This is a genomic window from Rhizobium hidalgonense, from assembly GCF_002914525.1.
In the GTDB taxonomy this organism is placed as follows: Bacteria; Pseudomonadota; Alphaproteobacteria; order Rhizobiales; family Rhizobiaceae; genus Rhizobium; species Rhizobium hidalgonense.
Window position 1 is genome coordinate 18242 of sequence record NZ_LODW01000047.1, and the last position, 16748, is coordinate 34989.

A 16748-nucleotide genomic window follows, 5' to 3' on the forward strand; every position below is an offset into this window, starting at 1 on the left:
TGCAGGAGCTCCGGCACGAACGCAGAACAAGAACGCGGTTGAGGCGACGCAGGAAGAGCGTCGTCTGCGCAAGAGAAAACGAGGGCGGCCTCCGCGGGTTGCTCTAGCCGCTGACGGAGGCGGCACCACGAAGTGCCCAATAGCGACAGATCGCACCCGCAGCCGGTTTTTTCACGCTGATTTGGAGTTTTAAATGGATCAATTCGCTACCGACAATACCTCCGCAGCCGCTCGTCGCCGTGAAGCCAGGATTGCGAAAGGCTACAGCCTTGAGGACCTAGCCGTCGCCACCGGACTTACGGTCGAGGAAATCACCGCAGCCGAGGAACCCCTCCAGATCGTGCCTCAGCACCACCTCGAGCGCATTGAGCATGTGATCTCGTAGCCCATTCTCGCCGGCAAGATGTTGCCGCGCGACTTCCCCAAGGTCAAAATGGAGAAGATCGTTCATTTGGGCAAGCCGATCTGCAATCTGCCACTGTGAAGGATCATTCCAATACCTTCCTTTCTGATCGACGAAAAGCTGAGTATTTCTTTCTGTCTCGGATAGAAGACGACCTCTAGGGCTCAAAGCACGAAGGTCGGCATGATTCAGTTGGCCTAAAATATCGCGTGCTGCCTGTACCGCATCGTCCGTGAGCTTCTGGCAAAGCTTGATGACTTGAGCCACGATCAGAGCCTGGCGACGGCTGGCGTTGAAGTCGCTGGCAAGCCAGGCCGGCGTTGCGTTGCCCTCCCGGATCATCTGGTCCCACCGTCCAGATGACACGCGCGCCTGCAGTTCCGGATCGATCTCCAGCCGCCGCAGAAATGCTATTCGCTCGGTCAGCCCGACGAGGTTCGACGCAGCCGGCGCTTCTGGCGCCGAGCGCAGCCAGTGAAAGCGCGTCTGGCCGATCGACGGGTCAACCTCTAACAGCCTACCCATGATTGAAGCCTATCGAGTGGGATGTCTTCAATCAGAGTTCTTTCTGCCCGGCGCCGGGCTATGGCACGGCCGGCAACGCCGATCCGTTCGATCGTGTCCATCGCCGGCAGAAGAGCTCCGCGTTCGCGAAACGCGGCGACAACGAAACTGGCTATCGCAGCACCGTCGCCGCGCCATATGATCCCGACGGGTTTCTTCACGGCGTGCATAGAGTGCAAATTCGTCTGGAGCGGCGCCGATCTGATCAGCAACATACTTCAGCATGGCGCGAGGTGGCCGCCTTTTAGGTCAACAGTTTTCGTTGGGCCGTAGGTTCAAATCCTGCCCCCGGTGCCATCGAACGACTTTACCGGATCAAGGACCGTAAAAGCACCTTACCGGATTTAACCGCACCTAACCCCGTCGAGAGCAGGAAAAGTGTAAGACTTACTCCATCGCTGCACTCGTAATGCAAGGCATGGAGGAAGTCATGAGTAAGGGGAAAGTCGTGGTGCTCGGATCTAACGCGACCCGCATCGAGACCAAGGGCGGATATTGGGGAAACACGGGCCAGTATCTCAATGAGACGGTGGTCCCGGCAATGGCCCTGATCGCCGCCGGTTATGAGGTCGTGCTCGCGACCCCGGACGGCACGCCCCCGACGATCGACAAGGCTTCGGATGCCCCCGCACATTTCGGCGGCGATGTGGCCACCTATGAGCACGGCAAGGTGTTCTACGCGGAAGACCCATCGATGAAGGCGCGCACCCTGCGCTCGGTCCTCGACGAAGGGCTGGACAATTATGCTGCCATCTTCATCCCCGGCGGCCAGGCGCCGATCGTCGATCTGATGCAGGACCAGGAAATCGGCGAGATCCTGCGCCATTTCCACGAGCATGAGAAGCCGACCGCGATGCTGTGTCACGGACCGATCTCATCGGTCGCGGCGATGCCCTATGCGCGCGAGTTCCGCGCGGCGCTAATCGCCGGCGATCCCGAAAAGGCGAAGGAATGGGCCCAGGGCTGGCAATATGCCGGCTACAGGATGACGGTGTTCGAGAAGGCCGAGGAGAAGGTGATCGAGGACACCATTCTGCACGCCAAGATCTATTTCGACATGCCGTTCGCGCTGGGCCTTGCCGGTGCGATCGTGGATACCGGGCCGGACTTCGAGCCCTATGTGATCGAGGATCGCGAGCTGATCACCGGTCAGAATCCGCGTTCGGATCATCCGATCGCCGCGGCCCTGATCGCCGCATTGGACCGGAAGCGCGCTGCAGCGTGACACGGCAGTGGCACCGTGGCCGCCCCGAAGCTGCCCGACAGCGATGGCTATCTCGCCGGCTCATCAACTACCGCTTCATGGCCAACGGCGTGTGGAGCACCGACAAGACAGTTAAAGCTCCGCGCCTCAGCCGGCTAGGCGCAGCTCATAGATTGATGGAGACACTGATGAAACGGTCAATTTGGGGATTACTCGCTGCCATGATTACTCTTGCTCCTGTCGCCTCCGCCGCCGCGGAGAAACCAGTCTCGATCGTGCTTGTGCATGGAGCGTTCGTCGACGCCTCCGGCTGGCAGTCTGTCTACAACATGCTGTCAGCGGACGGCTATGAAGTCCTGGTCGTCCAGAATCCCACGATCACCTTGGATGGCGATGTCGCGGCGACCAAAAAAGTCATCGCGAATGCCACGCATCCAGTGGTGCTTGTCGGCCACTCCTATGGCGGGGCCGTAATCACCGAGGCGGGTGGCGACACGAAGGTCAGGAGCCTTGTCTACATCGCCGCCTTTGCACCGGCGGCGGGAGAATCGGTATTCGATCTGGCAACTGCACCACACCCCGGCGAAGAGGGGGCTCCGCTGCTCCCGCCGGAAGGCGGTTTCATCCTCGTCGATCCGGCGAAGTTTCCGGCCGCCTTTGCCGCCGATGTCGATATCTCGACGACGCGGTTTATGGCTGCAGCTCAGGTGCCATGGGGGCTAGGGTCTATTCAGACCAAGATAACCAGCCCAGCCTGGAAGCAGAAGCCGAGCTATTTCATGGTGACCGCGCTGGATCACATGATTCCACCTAGCGGACAGCGCTCGATGGCCGCGAGGGCTGGCGCGAAGGTCATCGAAATCCAGAGCAGCCATGCGGTGATGCTGTCGCATCCCAAAGATGTCGTCGACTTCATCACTAGCGCTGCGGCCGGGACAAAGTAGCTATGGCACCCGGAGTACTGCCGCCGCGCCGCGACGAGTGGAGCAAGACGGCCGTCTTGGATCAGTGCGAGGAGATTTCCTCCAAATATTGGAACCGGCCTCGCGCTCAGCCTCAACAAGTTATGGAGATGACAATGAACCGACTGATCATTTCCCTGATGCTGGCAACTGTCAGCATCGCTCCCCTTTCCCAAGCCGTCGCCGCTGCCAAGCAGGTTGCGATCACCCAGCAGGTGCCGGAAGTCGTGCACTATCGTTCGGCCAAGATCGATGGCGTCGACATGTTCTATCGCGAAGCCGGCCCGGCCGACGGCCCGGTCGTCCTGCTTTTGCACGGCTTCCCAACATCCTCGCACATGTTCCGCAACCTCATTCCGTTGCTGGCAGATCGCTATCACGTCATCGCACCCGACTATCCGGGCTTCGGTCAGAGTGATGCGCCCGATCACACCAAGTTCGCCTATACCTTCGGTCATTATGCAGACATGCTCGATAGGCTGATGACCCAGCTCGGCGCCAAAAAATACGCCATGTATGTCATGGATTACGGCGCACCGATCGGCTACCGTCTGGCTCTCAAGCACCCGGAACGGGTGAGCGGGTTGATCGTCCAGAACGGCAATGCCTATGAAGAAGGCCTGCGCGAGTTCTGGGATCCGATCAAGGCTTACTGGGCCGACGATTCGAAGGAGAAGCGCGAGGCGCTCTCCAATCTGGTGGTCATCGAGACCACCAAGTTCCAGTACACGGACGGCGTCAAGGACCTCACCCGCATCAGCCCCGACAACTGGGTTCACGATCAGGCCTTGCTCGACCGGCCGGGTAATACGGATATCCAGCTCGACCTCTTCCACGATTACGGCACGAACGTTCCGCTCTACCCGCAGTTCCAGGCCTTCTTCCGCGAACGCAAGCCGCCAACGTTGATCGTCTGGGGCAAGAACGACAAGATCTTCCCGGAGGTCGGCGCACATCCTTACCTGCGTGATCTTCCAGACGCTGAAATGCACCTCCTCGACACAGGTCATTTCGCCCTTGAAGACAAGCTGGATGAGATGGCGCCCCTCATCCGCGATTTCCTCGATCGCAAGATCGCAAGGCATTAGTCGAGAGTCATAGCCACGCCCCGGCGGTCATTTCAGGCGGACACTGCAACACTTCCGCTCACTTTGGACGCAGGCCAACCGGGGCTCGGGTATTAGCTGCCGTCGCCTTGATTGGCTCATGTCGGAGATTGAAAGGCTTCATCCATGTCATCTCACGTTAAGATCACCGCAATCCTTACCTCTCGGCCAGACAAGGCCGAGAAGCTGCAGGCACTGCTTGTCGGGATGGCGTCGGATTGCCGAGCCGAGCCGGGCAATCTGCGATGGGATGTTTGGCAGGACCAGTCTCGTCCCGACCGCTACGTTCTCGATGAACTGTATATGGATGGCGCAGCCGTCGCAGCACATCGTGAGACCCGCCACTATAAGAACTATCTCGCGCAGATCGGGGATCTGGCAGACCGCACGGCGTTGGTGCTGAGTCCGATCGAGATCGGGCATGAGCGTGTGTAGCACTATACTTGCGAGATCGGGACGCGCCTTCCAGAGGCATACCACGGCAAATGCATGCTTAATCTCACCCTCGATCTCCGATACCTGAGAATGGGAGTGCTAACCGCTATGCCATGAGGAACCAGCGATGAACTGGCACCGGGTGCCATATAAGAAGGTCATCTCGGTGAGCTGGAGATGTTCTATCGCGAGGCAGGTGCTGAAGCAGCGCCTATTCTGCTGCTGGTTTACTATCGCCTGTATCTTATCGCGACTCTAGAAATACTGCATCTCTCTTCGCTACTATGTCGCGCTACAGTACCACCATCTGCCCTCAAGGAGCATAGCCATGTCCTTTCCAGTAATCCACCGCGTCGTCACCGGACATGATGCCGATGGCAAGTCTATCGTCGCGATCAACGGCCTTCTACCAACAGTCGTCGAATTGAATGCTATTCCCGGGATGATCTTCCATGAGGTTTGGGAGACGCGCGGCACGCCGGCGCAAGTGGACAACGGTGCCGATCCGACCACCGGCGCGCTGATGCACCAGCCGCCGAAGCATGGCACCCGCATCCGTTTCGTCGACATGCCGCCAGACGCCGAATACCTCGCGGATGGCACATTGCAGATGAAGGAGCTGTTCAACGAGGTCAACGATCCCGGCGGCTTGACTGTAAAGGAAGATTCGCCGCACGCGATGATGCACCGGAGCGAGGCGGTTGACTATGGCCTCGTTATCGAGGGCGAGATGACGCTAATGCTCGACGATTCCGAAGTGCTGCTCAAGCCCTACAGCGTCGTAATCCAGCGCGGCACCAACCACGCTTGGGCGAACCGCTCTGGCAAACCGTGCCGCATGTTGTTCATCCAAATAGACGGACAATATGAGCCGCCGATCGCTGCGGCGCTTGCGCGTCGATAGGCCGGTGCCGATGCTCGGCTCTTGCGCGGGCTGGGAGAATTTTTTAACAGGGGATCGAAGGCAGGCCGCTTCGAGGTCGGATCAGGGGCGGGCTAGCCTCGCTGTCTCCCGAGCGTGTGAGCGAGGCAACCAGGTCAGCGGCGACAGCAAGATCATATGTCTCGAACCCCTCGATGAATTCGCTGAATATCGGCAATAGCATCTTGTAGGCATCGTCGGCCCTTGACCCAGCGCGCCAGAGTCGTGCGAGGTCATTGGCTGCACGCAATTGCCACGACAACGCACCTATTTCCTGTGCAACCGCCATCGACTTGATGAGTTGCGCCTCTGCCCGGTCCGCCTGGCCTCGAGCAAGCAGAATGGAGGCTTGGACTCGCAAGACCTCGGGCAGGCACCACAGGTCATTTTTTGCATTTGCCCGGTCGAGCGCGGCTCGGATCGTGGTTTCCGAGTCATCAAGACGACCTTGCTCGGCCTGGAAGTCCGCCAGGATGCCCAGGTAGAACGGCAATCGCGCCAAATGCTTCGTTCTGTGAAAATCCGCAATGGCTCGCTCGAGGTTCTCGACCTCCTCATCCCGGGCGGCGCTTTGCGCACATGCCAATGCCGCACGATAGAACATGGCGACCGGGCGCCGGACGTCGAATCCGTGCCGCCTAGCCTGGTCATCAAGCATGGTGACATAACGATCACATTCTTCATAACGTCCTGTCCAATAGAATACCGGACAGACCCACGAGAGCGCATTGCCCAGTGAAAGGTGATGCTTGGTCTTGGACGCGTAGTCGACTGTTGCCCGCGCAGTGTCCAGGGCGGTGTCCGGTGAGCCCGTCAACCACTGGACATGCGACAACACATTCGTCACATCGACGATCCTATCGGACAGGTATCGAACGTGCCACCTTAAGCGTTGGGTATCGTTGATCTCTTGCAGATTGAGCTGGTGACGACGTTCGAAGCGTTGCCGGACGTCGTGGAGTTGACCGGAGAAGAGATTGCCGATGCCGAGGGCTGCTTCCGCCTCCAAAACGGCGGAAGGGACCTCCGCGGCTGCAACCGAGGCGAAAGTCTCAAGCGTGCGAACGGCAGCTTCATTCTCGCCACTGAACAGTTCGAATACTCCGATCAGCCGAAGGCAACGAACACGGCAGTCGGTGTCGCCAATCTGAACGGCGATGTCCAACGCGCGTTGCATGGCATTTCTCGCCTGAGGCATGAGGCCCTGCGTGAACATTGTAGCGCCACCAAGCCATACCTGAAGCTTCATCTCAAACACGCTCCCGGCGAGTCCCGCCGGGCCAAGCTCTTCAATCGCATGCGAAACATGAACGCGGCATTCGTCGGTGAGCGACAGATGGTTCCAGAGTAGGAGCCCGGCGACGGTCAGCCGGATGAGCAGAGACCGATTCGCTGTATCCTGAGCTGTCCAGGCGAGCGCGCCGCGCAAATCGTCGAGGACGCGCCCATAAGCGGCTTCCCATTCAAGGGCCGGTCGTTCAGCCCACTCGGCCGTGGCCCGCTCGAGCACCGTGCACACATGTTCCGCGTGGCGTTGGCGAATGATCTGATCCTCGCCGCTGACCCGCAGTCGTTCGAGACAATAAGCTCGCGTTGTCTCAAGGAGACGATAAGCAACCCCGTCGGTGTCGACATCAAACGCAAGCAAAGACTTCGCCGCAAGCTGTGCCACGGCGCCAGCCGTTTCGGCGGAAGCGACGTTCGAAACTGCCGAAGCGCCTTCGATATCGAAAAGACCTGCGAAAACGGATACAGCGCGTAGCAGCGCTCTCTCGCTTTCCGTCAGCAGGCCGTAGCTCCAGTCGAGCGTTTCAATCAGGGTGCGATGCCGCTCCGGGCCCGCCCGCCGCCCGACAAGAAGGCGGAATCGATCATCGAGCTGCTTCAGCAGACCGTCGACTCCGAATGCATCGATGCGCGTTGCGGCAAGTTCTATTGCAAGCGCCAGACCATCAAGTCTTCGGCATATCTCGGCAACGGCCGGCGCATCGACGTCCTGCAGCTCAAACAGTTCGAAGCTGTCGGTTGCTCGGTCCACAAAGAGCTCAACAGCAGGAAATGACAATGCTTCGTCGGCGCTCAGCCGAGACGAGTTCGGTGGCGCGCCTAATCCCGGCAGCCTTCGCACGCGTTCCCCTTTCACTCGAAGTGGTTCTCGGCTGGTGGCGAGGATCCTCATGCCGGCAACTTCAGCCAGGATGCAGTCTGCGCAGGACGCCGCAGCGTCGATGATGTGTTCGCAACTGTCGAGCACGAGCAACATCTCGCGATCGCGCAAGGATTCACACAGGCTGGCAAGAGCGTCTGCGGAATGGACCGCGAGACCGATTGCTGTCGCGATGGCGTTGGGCGTTAGGGTCGGATCCTTCAGTAGCGCCAGATCAACAAGCCAGACGCCATCCTTAAACGCCTTAAGTTCGTGCTCTGCGACAGCGAGCGCTACAGTCGTCTTTCCGATACCGCCGGCGCCGACGACCGACACCAAACGCGATTCCTTCAAATCTCGTCGAATAGCACCAATCGTATCTGCCCTTCCAAACATCGTCGATGTCGCAATCGGCAAATTGTGATTGCGTGGCGTTGGCGAACGAAAGGGCGCTGCAAGGCCCGATGATCCATGTCTCTGGACGGGAGAAGTGAACTGATATCCGCGCCCAGTCACGGTCGCGATATATTTCGCGGCGCCGGGTCCGTCCCCAAGCGTTCGCCGCAACGCCGCCATGTTGACCTTGAGGTTACCTTCGTCAACGATGATGTTTGGCCAAGCGCGGGCCATTAACTCGCGTTTGCTCACAAGTTCGCCAGGCCGCTCGACTAGCGCCGTTAGGATGTCCAGAGCGCGGCTTCCTATCCGAACGGGCGCCTCGCCTCGTAAGAGCAGTTGGCGTTCGGGAATTAGCACGAACGGCCCGAAGGAGTAAGACCGCGAAGACCGGTCAGCGAGGTCGCTTGTCATAGTTCCTTTCCTTCGAAAGTTCTCACTTGGTAGGCATGAAAATTTAAATAGCACTTCGGTGAGCAGTCATGCAGGGTGCAAACCAACATCTCGCCATCTGGAGCTGTGCGGCTCATGAGGCCATTCGCGTTCGCCCTGTGAGTATTGATATGATAAACCCGGTCGAACCACTAAGCAGGGCCACGGAGTACGTTACCAATAAAATGGCACGGGGAAGAAGTATTCATAATATCTCGATGAAATGAACCCAGAACCTTCCGTGTTTTGGTAGGGCTGAATCGTATCAAAAGCGATTCAACTACAATAGTCGTCCTATGGCGTTTTGACTAGATTTCTGGTGGAGCAGATGCATGGCTTTATTGAATGTCGTAGCTCGAGGAACCAATGTTCCGGCACGCTGAAGGCTGGACTAATGGATTAGAGAATGAATGATTACATGAAGAAAAGTAAATAACATGACGTAATAATAGAATATTTATGCCACAAATTTCAATTTTTCATTGCTTGGGATCGCACGCACGAACTATGCCACTTCGCCATGCCGGCGCGCTTCTCAGGCATATAGTTCCAGCGATCATAGTTCTTCGAGCTGACGGCTTGCAGCGCATGGTTCTGAAGCCGGTCGCGGATTTCTTTGGAGACGCCGGCCTTGCCCGCAAGTGTCTTGAACGTCCGGCGGAGATCCCGGTTCGCAGCATGGGGGATAACCCCACGGTCCCGCTGGCACCAGACGAAGCTGTAGAACGTCGCATGGCTCACCGGAATCGACGGATCCTTTGCCGAAGGGAAGTACCAGCCGTACTCGTTCGGCTTGATCGACTCGATGAGTTCAGCGGCGAGAGAGGGAACGGGTACTGCATGCGGCTGCAGGTTCTTGGTCTTCGACCAGTCGATGATCCGTTCCTTGGCATCCCACTGGTCGACATGCAGGCGGGCAACCTCTTCGACGATACGCCGCGCCAGCGCCATTTGCATCAAGGCTCAGGCGCGCTCATAGGTAAACGAAGTCAGCAGCGTCGTCACGAAATTGCTCGCCCGTTCCTTGACCAGGACTTCAGTCCATTCATTGGTGCCGCGCAGCCGCAAGTCCGTGTAAATGCTGTCCACGGCTGCCTCTTCGATACGCTTGATGTGCGTCTTGAACGAAGCCTCGCCGCCACCGTGATACATGTCCCTGATAACCATCCGGAGAATCTCCTGAATGGCGATCTGCCAAGCCGTATTGATCGACTGGAGTTCCTTGATATCGTCCGCCATTCAAGCTTCCTTCAGGATGAGTTCACGGTCGGCCCGGTGTGGGGTCCAGCCGGCCCGGGTGCGTTTTGCAACAAGAACGGCCGTTGCTGAGGCCCGGTCGCTGCGTTCCCTGGAAAGCCGCGCCTTCGCGAAGCCGCAAGGTCTTTGCCTGTTGCGATTGGACGTCGGATTCGAGTTCCTCGACCGCCTTGTTTTTTGCGAAGAACTGGCTCTGGACGTTGCCGAAGGCAATCTCCGCCCGCTGGCGGGATTTGCTGAATGTCTCTGTCATGGTTGATCCGATACTGAGGCTCGTGAGGGCGAGCGAAAACAAAAAGGCCAGGCAGATCGCCTGGCCTTGAATGGATAACGTGCTTCCGACAGTGCCAGTACATCCGTGGTCAAAGGGAAGCAGATATCGATTTAAGCGTTCTGGAGATTGCAAGCGGACATCTTGCCCGACTTGTTGTCCCGCTCGAGATCGAAGCCGATCTTCTGGCCTTCGACGAGTTCGCGCATTCCGGCGCGCTCGACGGCGGAGATGTGAACGAAGGCGTCAGCGCCGCCATTGTCAGGCTGAATGAAGCCGAAGCCCTTGGTGGAATTGAACCATTTAACGGTGCCAGTGGTCATAATGAACCCTTTCATAGCATTATTGAAGAACCGCAGCGCCAGGGCGATACGGATGGTTATAGCGATTTTTGAAAGGGAAGTTCGTTCAAGGCGCGGTGCCAATCGCGCGGTAACCAAAGTTCAGCAAGCAAATCTCGATGACTTACCTATAGCCGATGCGGATCCTGCGGTCAACGAAAAGCTTTCGCGCTGAATATTGCTCCCCTTGAGGTTGCATCCGTTTTCCGCTACGTCAATGCAAGATCCGGGATCAGCTGTAAATGATGTTGACCAAAACCGTAGTCGTCTGCGCGGCGGGCCGAGACGAGTTCAATGAACGGAAGTAGCGTGATGTCGCCCACCGGCGCCAAACGACCAGGCGGGCTTTGCTCATAACGAGAGTGATGATCGCCGCTGCTTCGGACCACTCAGAATTGAGGGTGCCAGCGAGTTGATCGGCAGCAGCCCGCTTGACATCGAACTGCCAACTCGATGATGTCGTCCGAGGTTTTGACGGGCGGACCGCCACGCTCTGCCCATGTAATGGTCACATCCCTCTCATCATCGCTACCGGAAACGTCCAAGGTGCCGGCCGGCACGGATAGGTGCGCCATATTTCAGCAAGTTGGTTGCAAGTTCGTGAATAACGGCGGCGAAACCTTTCGATGGGACCAATGACTTGACTTGGGTAGAGCAGCCGACGTCATCTGCAGCTATTCGCCTATCTCGACCACCTTGACCGACACGTCCAAACCCACGAAATCCTCCGGCGTTCCCGTATATCCGCCGGTAACAGGCATGATCTGTCCATTGCTGCGGGCAAATGCTACCGGAATAAGACATGCTTCTCCCACACGCCGGTGGGTGGGATCAAACGCGATCCAACCGGCGCCTGGAAGATAGACTTCCGCCCAGGCATGTGTCGATCCGCTGTCGTCGACAGATGCCTGCGGGTCGTAGACGTAACCGGAGACAGCGCGCGCACCAAACCCCAGGCAACGAGCAGCTTCAATGAAAAGCGCTGCGATGTCCCTGCATGAGCCACTGGCCAGCTCCAGTGTTTGTTGCGGCGACTGCGTGCCTTCCTCGTCTCGGATGCGATAGCTGACATTTGTCAGAATGCCAGCATTGATGTCCTTCAGGAGCGAAAGCGTGTCGGTCGGGCGGCTGCCCACGAACGCTCGCGCCCAATCCGCCACACGATTACCCGGAGAGGTCGCGGCAGCAAATGCGCCGAGGTCGGTCTTGTCGTCGGTCGAGTAGGTGAAGGGATAAGCATGCGCCGAGATGTCTATATTGAAGACCGGCCACCGGTCGGCGGTCTGCTCGACTACGGCTGCACTCGAGATCGTCAGTTCGGAGGTCGGTTCAGAAAATGCCACCGTCGCGATCGTGTTGCCGAAAACGTCCTTCGCCCAGCCAATCGATCCGCTCACGGAACAGTCAATGCTGAAACACAAGGTTCGAAGCTGTTTGTCGGTCCGGGGCGACAGGATCAGGCGGTGGGCAAGCAGTCCGACGGCCCGGGAGTAACGATAGGTCGTTCGATGATTGATCTGAAGTTTCGTCATGATTTCCGGCCGTCAGATTTCAGTCCTATCCCAGCCTGGGCCAGCGAAACGGTGCTCACAAAGTGCTTCTGGCTTGCGGCAACGAAACTTCTTCGCGATATCCGGATTCAATAAGGAGCTTGAAGCAAGTCATTAGGGGCTTGGTAGCATACGGTTTCCTGACAAATCTAAAGCGCTGCGGCAGCAACGACTGTCGCAGATTTACGACCCCCGACGTCATAACAATCGCTAGCTTTGGCCATCTTGTATGAACGCGTACCGCGAGCTGGACACCATCTAGAGGGCCTTTCATATTCACGGAGGTGAATACGAGACTGATATCGTCCCGATTTTCTAGGATCTCCAACGCATCTGCGCCATTGGACGCCTCGGCCGTCCCATAACCAGACGCTTTACACGCAGCCACCGCTTCTGCGCGGATGCTCCGGGCCTCTTCGACTATCAGGATCACATGTTTTTGATCATCACCGTTGAACAAACTTGGCTCCCGGCAAAAGAGTTTCGCGACGAGAACTATCAAATCATTAATGTTGCGGTGCAGCAACAACATAAAGCGCTATACGTCTCGGAATTCAATCCTAGCTGGCGCCTCGACAGGCCGATCCCTTGAGCGCATCCGCGTCGTCGATCCCGCTCCTGACAGGCGGACGTTAGCTGCGATCATGACGCGGGTAACAGCCCTGCTCACCACCGTTGCCACCAATTCCGCCTGGGCTCCGATTTCATTTTGAACCACGACCAGAACGACCCGCTTGGGACTTCAGGGTTTAAAAGCATGAAGAAGGAGATGCGCTCCGGGTCACCCTGGCAAGTGCCTGACGGTTGGTGGCTCCGGCGCGGCGTCTCGACGACTATGGCCGCGAATTCGACTGTTCGGCTCAGGCAAAACCAGCTTGCCTGCCCGCCCGCGTTCGCTAGGACGATAGCTGATTAGCATTGCAGCGGAATTCCTTGCCGGGATTCGAACTTGGAACGGCGCGTCCAGAAATTCCTCCTCGATGAGCAATATACCCTGGAGAAGGTCGCATCCATTATTGCAACCTCCACGGCCTTCACCGGGTGGAAATGATGAGGATAGAACCTGAGCACCCGCCAACGCATCCCGCGCCTTGAACAGGATCGAACCGATCATCGTGTTTTACGGAAGCACCTGATAGAACACAGACCGCTGAGTATGAGCTGCCGGGCACATCTTATAGAGAACGACAACCCAGATCCGGCATATTCTCGTGCTCGGCGCAGGAGGATAGTCTTCCGCAGATCTTATGCGCATAACCTTGGCCCCATGTACGGCGCTGCGCCGCGACGCGGGGAAGTGCGAGGACGCACCAAGCTGCCAACCGGCGAGATCCGCATCTGCAGCGCGGCCTGTCATTTACTGCACCAGTTCGATCTCGCCCGGCTTCCAGGTTTTGTCAAACCATGGCTCGAGCGGGCCATAGAGACGAAGAAGAACGTTCCAGCCCTTGCCAGGAACTGTCTGGACCCAGTTAGCCTCATGGCCTTCCGGCGCTGTCGGGCCGAACCAGACGTCGACTGAGGAGTCCGCGTTGATCACAATGTCTTTCTTGTCGCTGCCAATGCTGGGGAATTGCTGGTCCGTCTGCAGCATCGAGCGCGTCTGATTGTCATACACGACGAACGACCAGAACTCCTTTGCCGGAATGTTTGGCGGCAGATGGATCTTATAGGTCTTGCCGCCATCAAACGGCTTGCCGTCCTTGTCGGTCGTGGCACCGGCGTATTGCGAACCGATGCCGACGTGCTTTATCGCCATGGCCGGCGTGATCCCCGTCGCATAGTAGTGGAAGAGGACACGGGCATCCAAATAACGAACGCCGGGCTGCATAAGGAACTCGTAGCTACCACCGACAAAGCCGGTGAACCAGGCGCTGCCCGGATAATAATAGGCGTCCTTCATGCGGGTTTTGAACGTGATGGTCCGGGCTGTCGCATTGCCGACAGCCACGGCTTCAGTGAGGATCTTCTTCATCCGCTCGTCGGGTGCGAAGGTTTTGCCCTTTTCAATACCGATGGCCGCGAGCTGTCCCAGCACCTCCGGGTGATAGGCCTCGTTCGGCTCGTATTGGACAATGTCGTTTACTTCCTCGTAGAAATGGAAGTCGTTGGCATGGATGGTGTTGTACTCCTTGCCGGAGACGTTGATGATCTTCATCTGCGGCGGGTTGTCAGCTTCAGAAAGGGGGTAAACCTTGGCGAACTTCCTAGTTTTTTCGACCGCGGTCGCGGTGCTGCCGTTCTCGAGGAAGCCGCGCCAAAAAAAGAGGTTTCCGTAGGTTGACGTCCGCAATACGAAATAGCCATCCGGTATCTCGCCTTTATAGCCTGGCGGCAAAAGCAGGTATTTTCCACCCTTGCCCTTGTCCGGACCGGCATTGCCGACGTCGCCGACATATTCGAACCAGTGATTGTCGATCATGCCAAGGATATTGGGTGGCGTCTCGATGACCAGCGGACCGGCCTTGGTGTCCAGCCACATCAGATTGTAGATGCTTTCGGTGTTGCCGGTCAGGAACAGCGAATGCGAATCCATGAGATTTCCAAAGATCAGGATGGTCTGGTTGTTGTCGGCGCCCTGGCTGGCCAATCCAACCCTCATGGCTTCAACCGATGCGCCGGGCATGGCATTGAGAAAAGCGTCGACGCCTCGCATGAGTCGAGATTGTCATAGATCTTCTCCGACGTGGCGTGATCCGGGAAGCCATCGAAAAAGTTCAGCTTGCCAAGCCTCGTGTCCACACTCTGCGGCGTGATGATCGAATTTGGTATCGGTGTCGTCATTTTCATCTTCGGCGCCGTCTCGGCAGAAGCGGTGCCCAAGCCCATCAGCACAACCGCGGTGGTGGCGCAAAGAAGGCTCGTCATTCGTGCGATCGCAGTAAAGCCGGTCAGTTTCAGGTCGCGTTTCATCACCGTCCATCCTTTATAGCGGTCCGTGCTGAGCGGCACCCGATCCGGCACCGTGCATCAGCAGGTTGAGGATTATTACGCCACATGGACACCGGGCGGTCGCCACGCGCCCTTGCCGACGGGCAGAATTGAAGGCGCTTCCGTTTTCGGCCAGTAGAGCCGCATGACCGTATAGATCGGACCGTTCGGCGCCGGCAGCCAGTTCGATTCCTTCTCCGCGCCCGGCGACTTGTGCTGCACGTATAGCGTCAGCGATCCGTCGGCGTTCTTCTTCATGCCCGGCAACATCGGCGAGTTGATGAGGTAGCGATTGACCGGGTTCTTGATCAGCAACTGGGTCTTGCCATCGTACATTGTCACAGACCAGAAGGCGTTGACCGGCGGCAATTGATCCGCCGCGAAGGTCAGCGTGTAGTTGTGCTTGCTGCCGTCGAGCGGCTTGCCGTCATCGTCGACTCGCGTGAGGGGATAGACCGCCTCTTCCGAATCGTTGCCGTAGATGCCTGCCTGGGCGCCCGCGGCGCGTTTTAGCCAGTCGCCATTGTAGAACTGGGCATCGCCAAAGAAGGAGTTGACCTGCCATCCATTGAGCGACACGCCGCCTTTCGCGACGGCCTCGTCGATTTTTCGTTCGCCTTGCTTCATTCCGACAAGAATTTCCGCCTTGTGCTCAATAGGGAGATCCTTGAAGCTGAAGGTCTTTCCTGGACCGATCCCGATGCGCGCAAGCTTCGCGCGGATATCCTTCTCGCTCTCGAGCGCAGGCGCGAACTGCAGGCAAAAATCGAGATATGCGAAGAAGTTCATTTTCGCGAGTTTCTTGTCGATCTTTGGAAAATTCACGGGTGGCGGAGCGGAAGGCGCCGGCTGCTTCAGATAGGCGGAAAGCGGCTGGGCCTTATAGCCGGCTTGCACCTTCATCACGTTGTCGATATCGCCCGGATCAAAAAGCTGAGTGCGGAAGAGAACGAACGAAAACTGTGTCGTCGACTGGAACACCTTCTTAACTCCGGCGGGAGTAACTCCCTTCCACTCCGGCCCTACCACCATGTAGTCGCCAGCACCGCTTCCAGTGGCGCGACTGCCAATATAGCCGTAGTTGAATGTGTTACCGTCGATAAGCTGGACAGAGTAGTAGCGCTTTGGGTCCACCGGCGGGACCGAAACCACCATCGGCTCCGCCCTCAGGTCTACCCACAAAATCGAATAGGGCGTATCGCTGTTCGGCGTAACGACGGCGGTATCTTTATACGTAGAGACATGGGATAGGTTCTTGATCTGATTGAACGGCGCCTTGAACTGCCCCGACTTCCGATCAACGGCAAATTCGTACATGGTGCCGTAGTTCAGGACGATCGGCAGACCGTAGATGAAGCCTTCCTCGGCAATGTCCTTTGCTTCCATCAGGCTTGGCCAATCGGCGCTGCTTTTTGCGTTCGCCCGAGTGAGTTTCACGGTCGTGGCGACGAGTGCGCCCATCGCAGCAGAGCGAAGCAGGGTACGTTTCGTAAGCATCAACAACTTCCTTCCGATTCATCGCGGCCAGCGCCTGTAAATTGTGGGAGAAGTTAAAGCGACTGCGGTGGCTGACCGAAGCCCGCCAGGCAAACGCACCCGGTGCCGTTCATCGCTTCGAGGCACTTCGGCGACTGTTTGATCACTGCGGTCCTTTCAGCTTCGGACTCTTGAACGTCTTTTCCGCGGAGGCTTGACCGCCGCCTGCCGCGGACGCCGGAATAGCTGGAACGAGTAACGAGACTGATCTTTTCAGCGCTGTCACAATGTGCCCCATGGTTGAGCGGCTCCCCGTCTCCGGCCCGCTTAGGGAAGAAGCCTGCCCTAGAGG

The 16748-nt window shown here is 57.8% G+C and carries 12 protein-coding genes and 4 pseudogenes; 6 read left to right on the forward strand and 10 right to left on the reverse strand.

Annotated elements, in window-relative coordinates:
• Positions 1-618: 618 nt before the first annotated feature.
• Positions 619-1204 (reverse strand): annotated as a pseudogene (locus ATY29_RS09055) (DUF4158 domain-containing protein); the annotation flags it as partial.
• A 193-nt stretch (positions 1205-1397) separates the two neighbouring features.
• Here ATY29_RS09055 and ATY29_RS09060 point away from each other — a divergent pair.
• The 5 genes from ATY29_RS09060 (at position 1398) to ATY29_RS09080 (ending at position 5578) form a co-directional block, all read left to right on the forward strand.
• Entirely contained in the window at positions 1398-2192 is a 795-nt protein-coding gene (locus ATY29_RS09060; protein WP_097536363.1) for a DJ-1/PfpI family protein, read from the forward strand.
• Between the two features lie 167 nt (positions 2193-2359).
• On the forward strand, positions 2360-3115 hold the full coding sequence (locus tag ATY29_RS09065; protein WP_375164727.1) for an alpha/beta hydrolase: 756 nt from the start codon (positions 2360-2362) through the stop codon (positions 3113-3115).
• A 134-nt stretch (positions 3116-3249) separates the two neighbouring features.
• Positions 3250-4221, forward strand: coding sequence for an alpha/beta fold hydrolase (locus ATY29_RS09070; protein ID WP_097536104.1), 972 nt, complete (start codon positions 3250-3252; stop codon positions 4219-4221).
• 144 nt (positions 4222-4365) lie between these two features.
• Entirely contained in the window at positions 4366-4674 is a 309-nt protein-coding gene (locus ATY29_RS09075) for a putative quinol monooxygenase (protein ID WP_097536106.1), read from the forward strand.
• A gap of 328 nt (positions 4675-5002) precedes the next feature.
• On the forward strand, positions 5003-5578 hold the full coding sequence (locus tag ATY29_RS09080; protein WP_097536108.1) for a cupin domain-containing protein: 576 nt from the start codon (positions 5003-5005) through the stop codon (positions 5576-5578).
• A gap of 43 nt (positions 5579-5621) precedes the next feature.
• Here ATY29_RS09080 and ATY29_RS09085 read toward each other — a convergent pair whose 3' ends face one another.
• The 7 genes and pseudogenes from ATY29_RS09085 to ATY29_RS09115 all read right to left on the reverse strand — a co-directional run bounded on the left by ATY29_RS09085 (position 5622) and on the right by ATY29_RS09115 (position 12422).
• Complete coding sequence (locus tag ATY29_RS09085) at positions 5622-8552, reverse strand: ATP-binding protein (protein WP_244597380.1); 2931 nt, start codon at positions 8550-8552, stop codon at positions 5622-5624.
• A 475-nt stretch (positions 8553-9027) separates the two neighbouring features.
• Positions 9028-9506: pseudogene (locus tag ATY29_RS09090) on the reverse strand (site-specific integrase); the annotation flags it as partial.
• Between the two features lie 27 nt (positions 9507-9533).
• Positions 9534-9809, reverse strand: coding sequence for a hypothetical protein (locus ATY29_RS09095; protein WP_097536110.1), 276 nt, complete (start codon positions 9807-9809; stop codon positions 9534-9536).
• Positions 9810-10080, reverse strand: a pseudogene (locus tag ATY29_RS09100) (hypothetical protein).
• Between the two features lie 131 nt (positions 10081-10211).
• Complete coding sequence (locus ATY29_RS09105) at positions 10212-10421, reverse strand: cold-shock protein (protein WP_003588915.1); 210 nt, start codon at positions 10419-10421, stop codon at positions 10212-10214.
• Between the two features lie 692 nt (positions 10422-11113).
• Entirely contained in the window at positions 11114-11971 is an 858-nt protein-coding gene (locus ATY29_RS09110) for a transglutaminase family protein (protein ID WP_097536112.1), read from the reverse strand.
• A gap of 55 nt (positions 11972-12026) precedes the next feature.
• A complete protein-coding gene (locus ATY29_RS09115; protein WP_244597384.1) occupies positions 12027-12422 on the reverse strand; it encodes a response regulator in 396 nt (131 codons plus the stop codon).
• Positions 12423-12428: 6 nt separating this feature from the next.
• Between ATY29_RS09115 and ATY29_RS36815 the strand changes: the two genes are divergently transcribed.
• Positions 12429-12581, forward strand: a complete 153-nt coding sequence (locus ATY29_RS36815; RefSeq protein ID WP_165779415.1) for a hypothetical protein — start codon at positions 12429-12431, stop codon at positions 12579-12581.
• Positions 12582-13346: 765 nt separating this feature from the next.
• On the opposite strand, the pseudogene ATY29_RS09120 reads toward ATY29_RS36815, so the two are convergent.
• Both ATY29_RS09120 and ATY29_RS09125 read right to left on the reverse strand, forming a co-directional pair.
• Positions 13347-14857: pseudogene (locus tag ATY29_RS09120) on the reverse strand (DUF1254 domain-containing protein).
• A gap of 120 nt (positions 14858-14977) precedes the next feature.
• Entirely contained in the window at positions 14978-16417 is a 1440-nt protein-coding gene (locus tag ATY29_RS09125; protein WP_097536114.1) for a DUF1254 domain-containing protein, read from the reverse strand.
• Positions 16418-16748 lie beyond the last annotated feature (331 nt).

Coding starts and splice junctions, on each gene's coding strand:
- ATY29_RS09060 (WP_097536363.1), top strand. CDS start 1,398: ATGAGTAAGGGGAAAGTCGTGGTGCTCGGATCTAACGCGACCCGCATC.
- ATY29_RS09065 (WP_375164727.1), top strand. CDS start 2,360: ATGAAACGGTCAATTTGGGGATTACTCGCTGCCATGATTACTCTTGCT.
- ATY29_RS09070 (WP_097536104.1), top strand. CDS start 3,250: ATGAACCGACTGATCATTTCCCTGATGCTGGCAACTGTCAGCATCGCT.
- ATY29_RS09075 (WP_097536106.1), top strand. CDS start 4,366: ATGTCATCTCACGTTAAGATCACCGCAATCCTTACCTCTCGGCCAGAC.
- ATY29_RS09080 (WP_097536108.1), top strand. CDS start 5,003: ATGTCCTTTCCAGTAATCCACCGCGTCGTCACCGGACATGATGCCGAT.
- ATY29_RS09085 (WP_244597380.1), bottom strand. CDS start 8,552: ATGACAAGCGACCTCGCTGACCGGTCTTCGCGGTCTTACTCCTTCGGG.
- ATY29_RS09095 (WP_097536110.1), bottom strand. CDS start 9,809: ATGGCGGACGATATCAAGGAACTCCAGTCGATCAATACGGCTTGGCAG.
- ATY29_RS09105 (WP_003588915.1), bottom strand. CDS start 10,421: ATGACCACTGGCACCGTTAAATGGTTCAATTCCACCAAGGGCTTCGGC.
- ATY29_RS09110 (WP_097536112.1), bottom strand. CDS start 11,971: ATGACGAAACTTCAGATCAATCATCGAACGACCTATCGTTACTCCCGG.
- ATY29_RS09125 (WP_097536114.1), bottom strand. CDS start 16,417: ATGCTTACGAAACGTACCCTGCTTCGCTCTGCTGCGATGGGCGCACTC.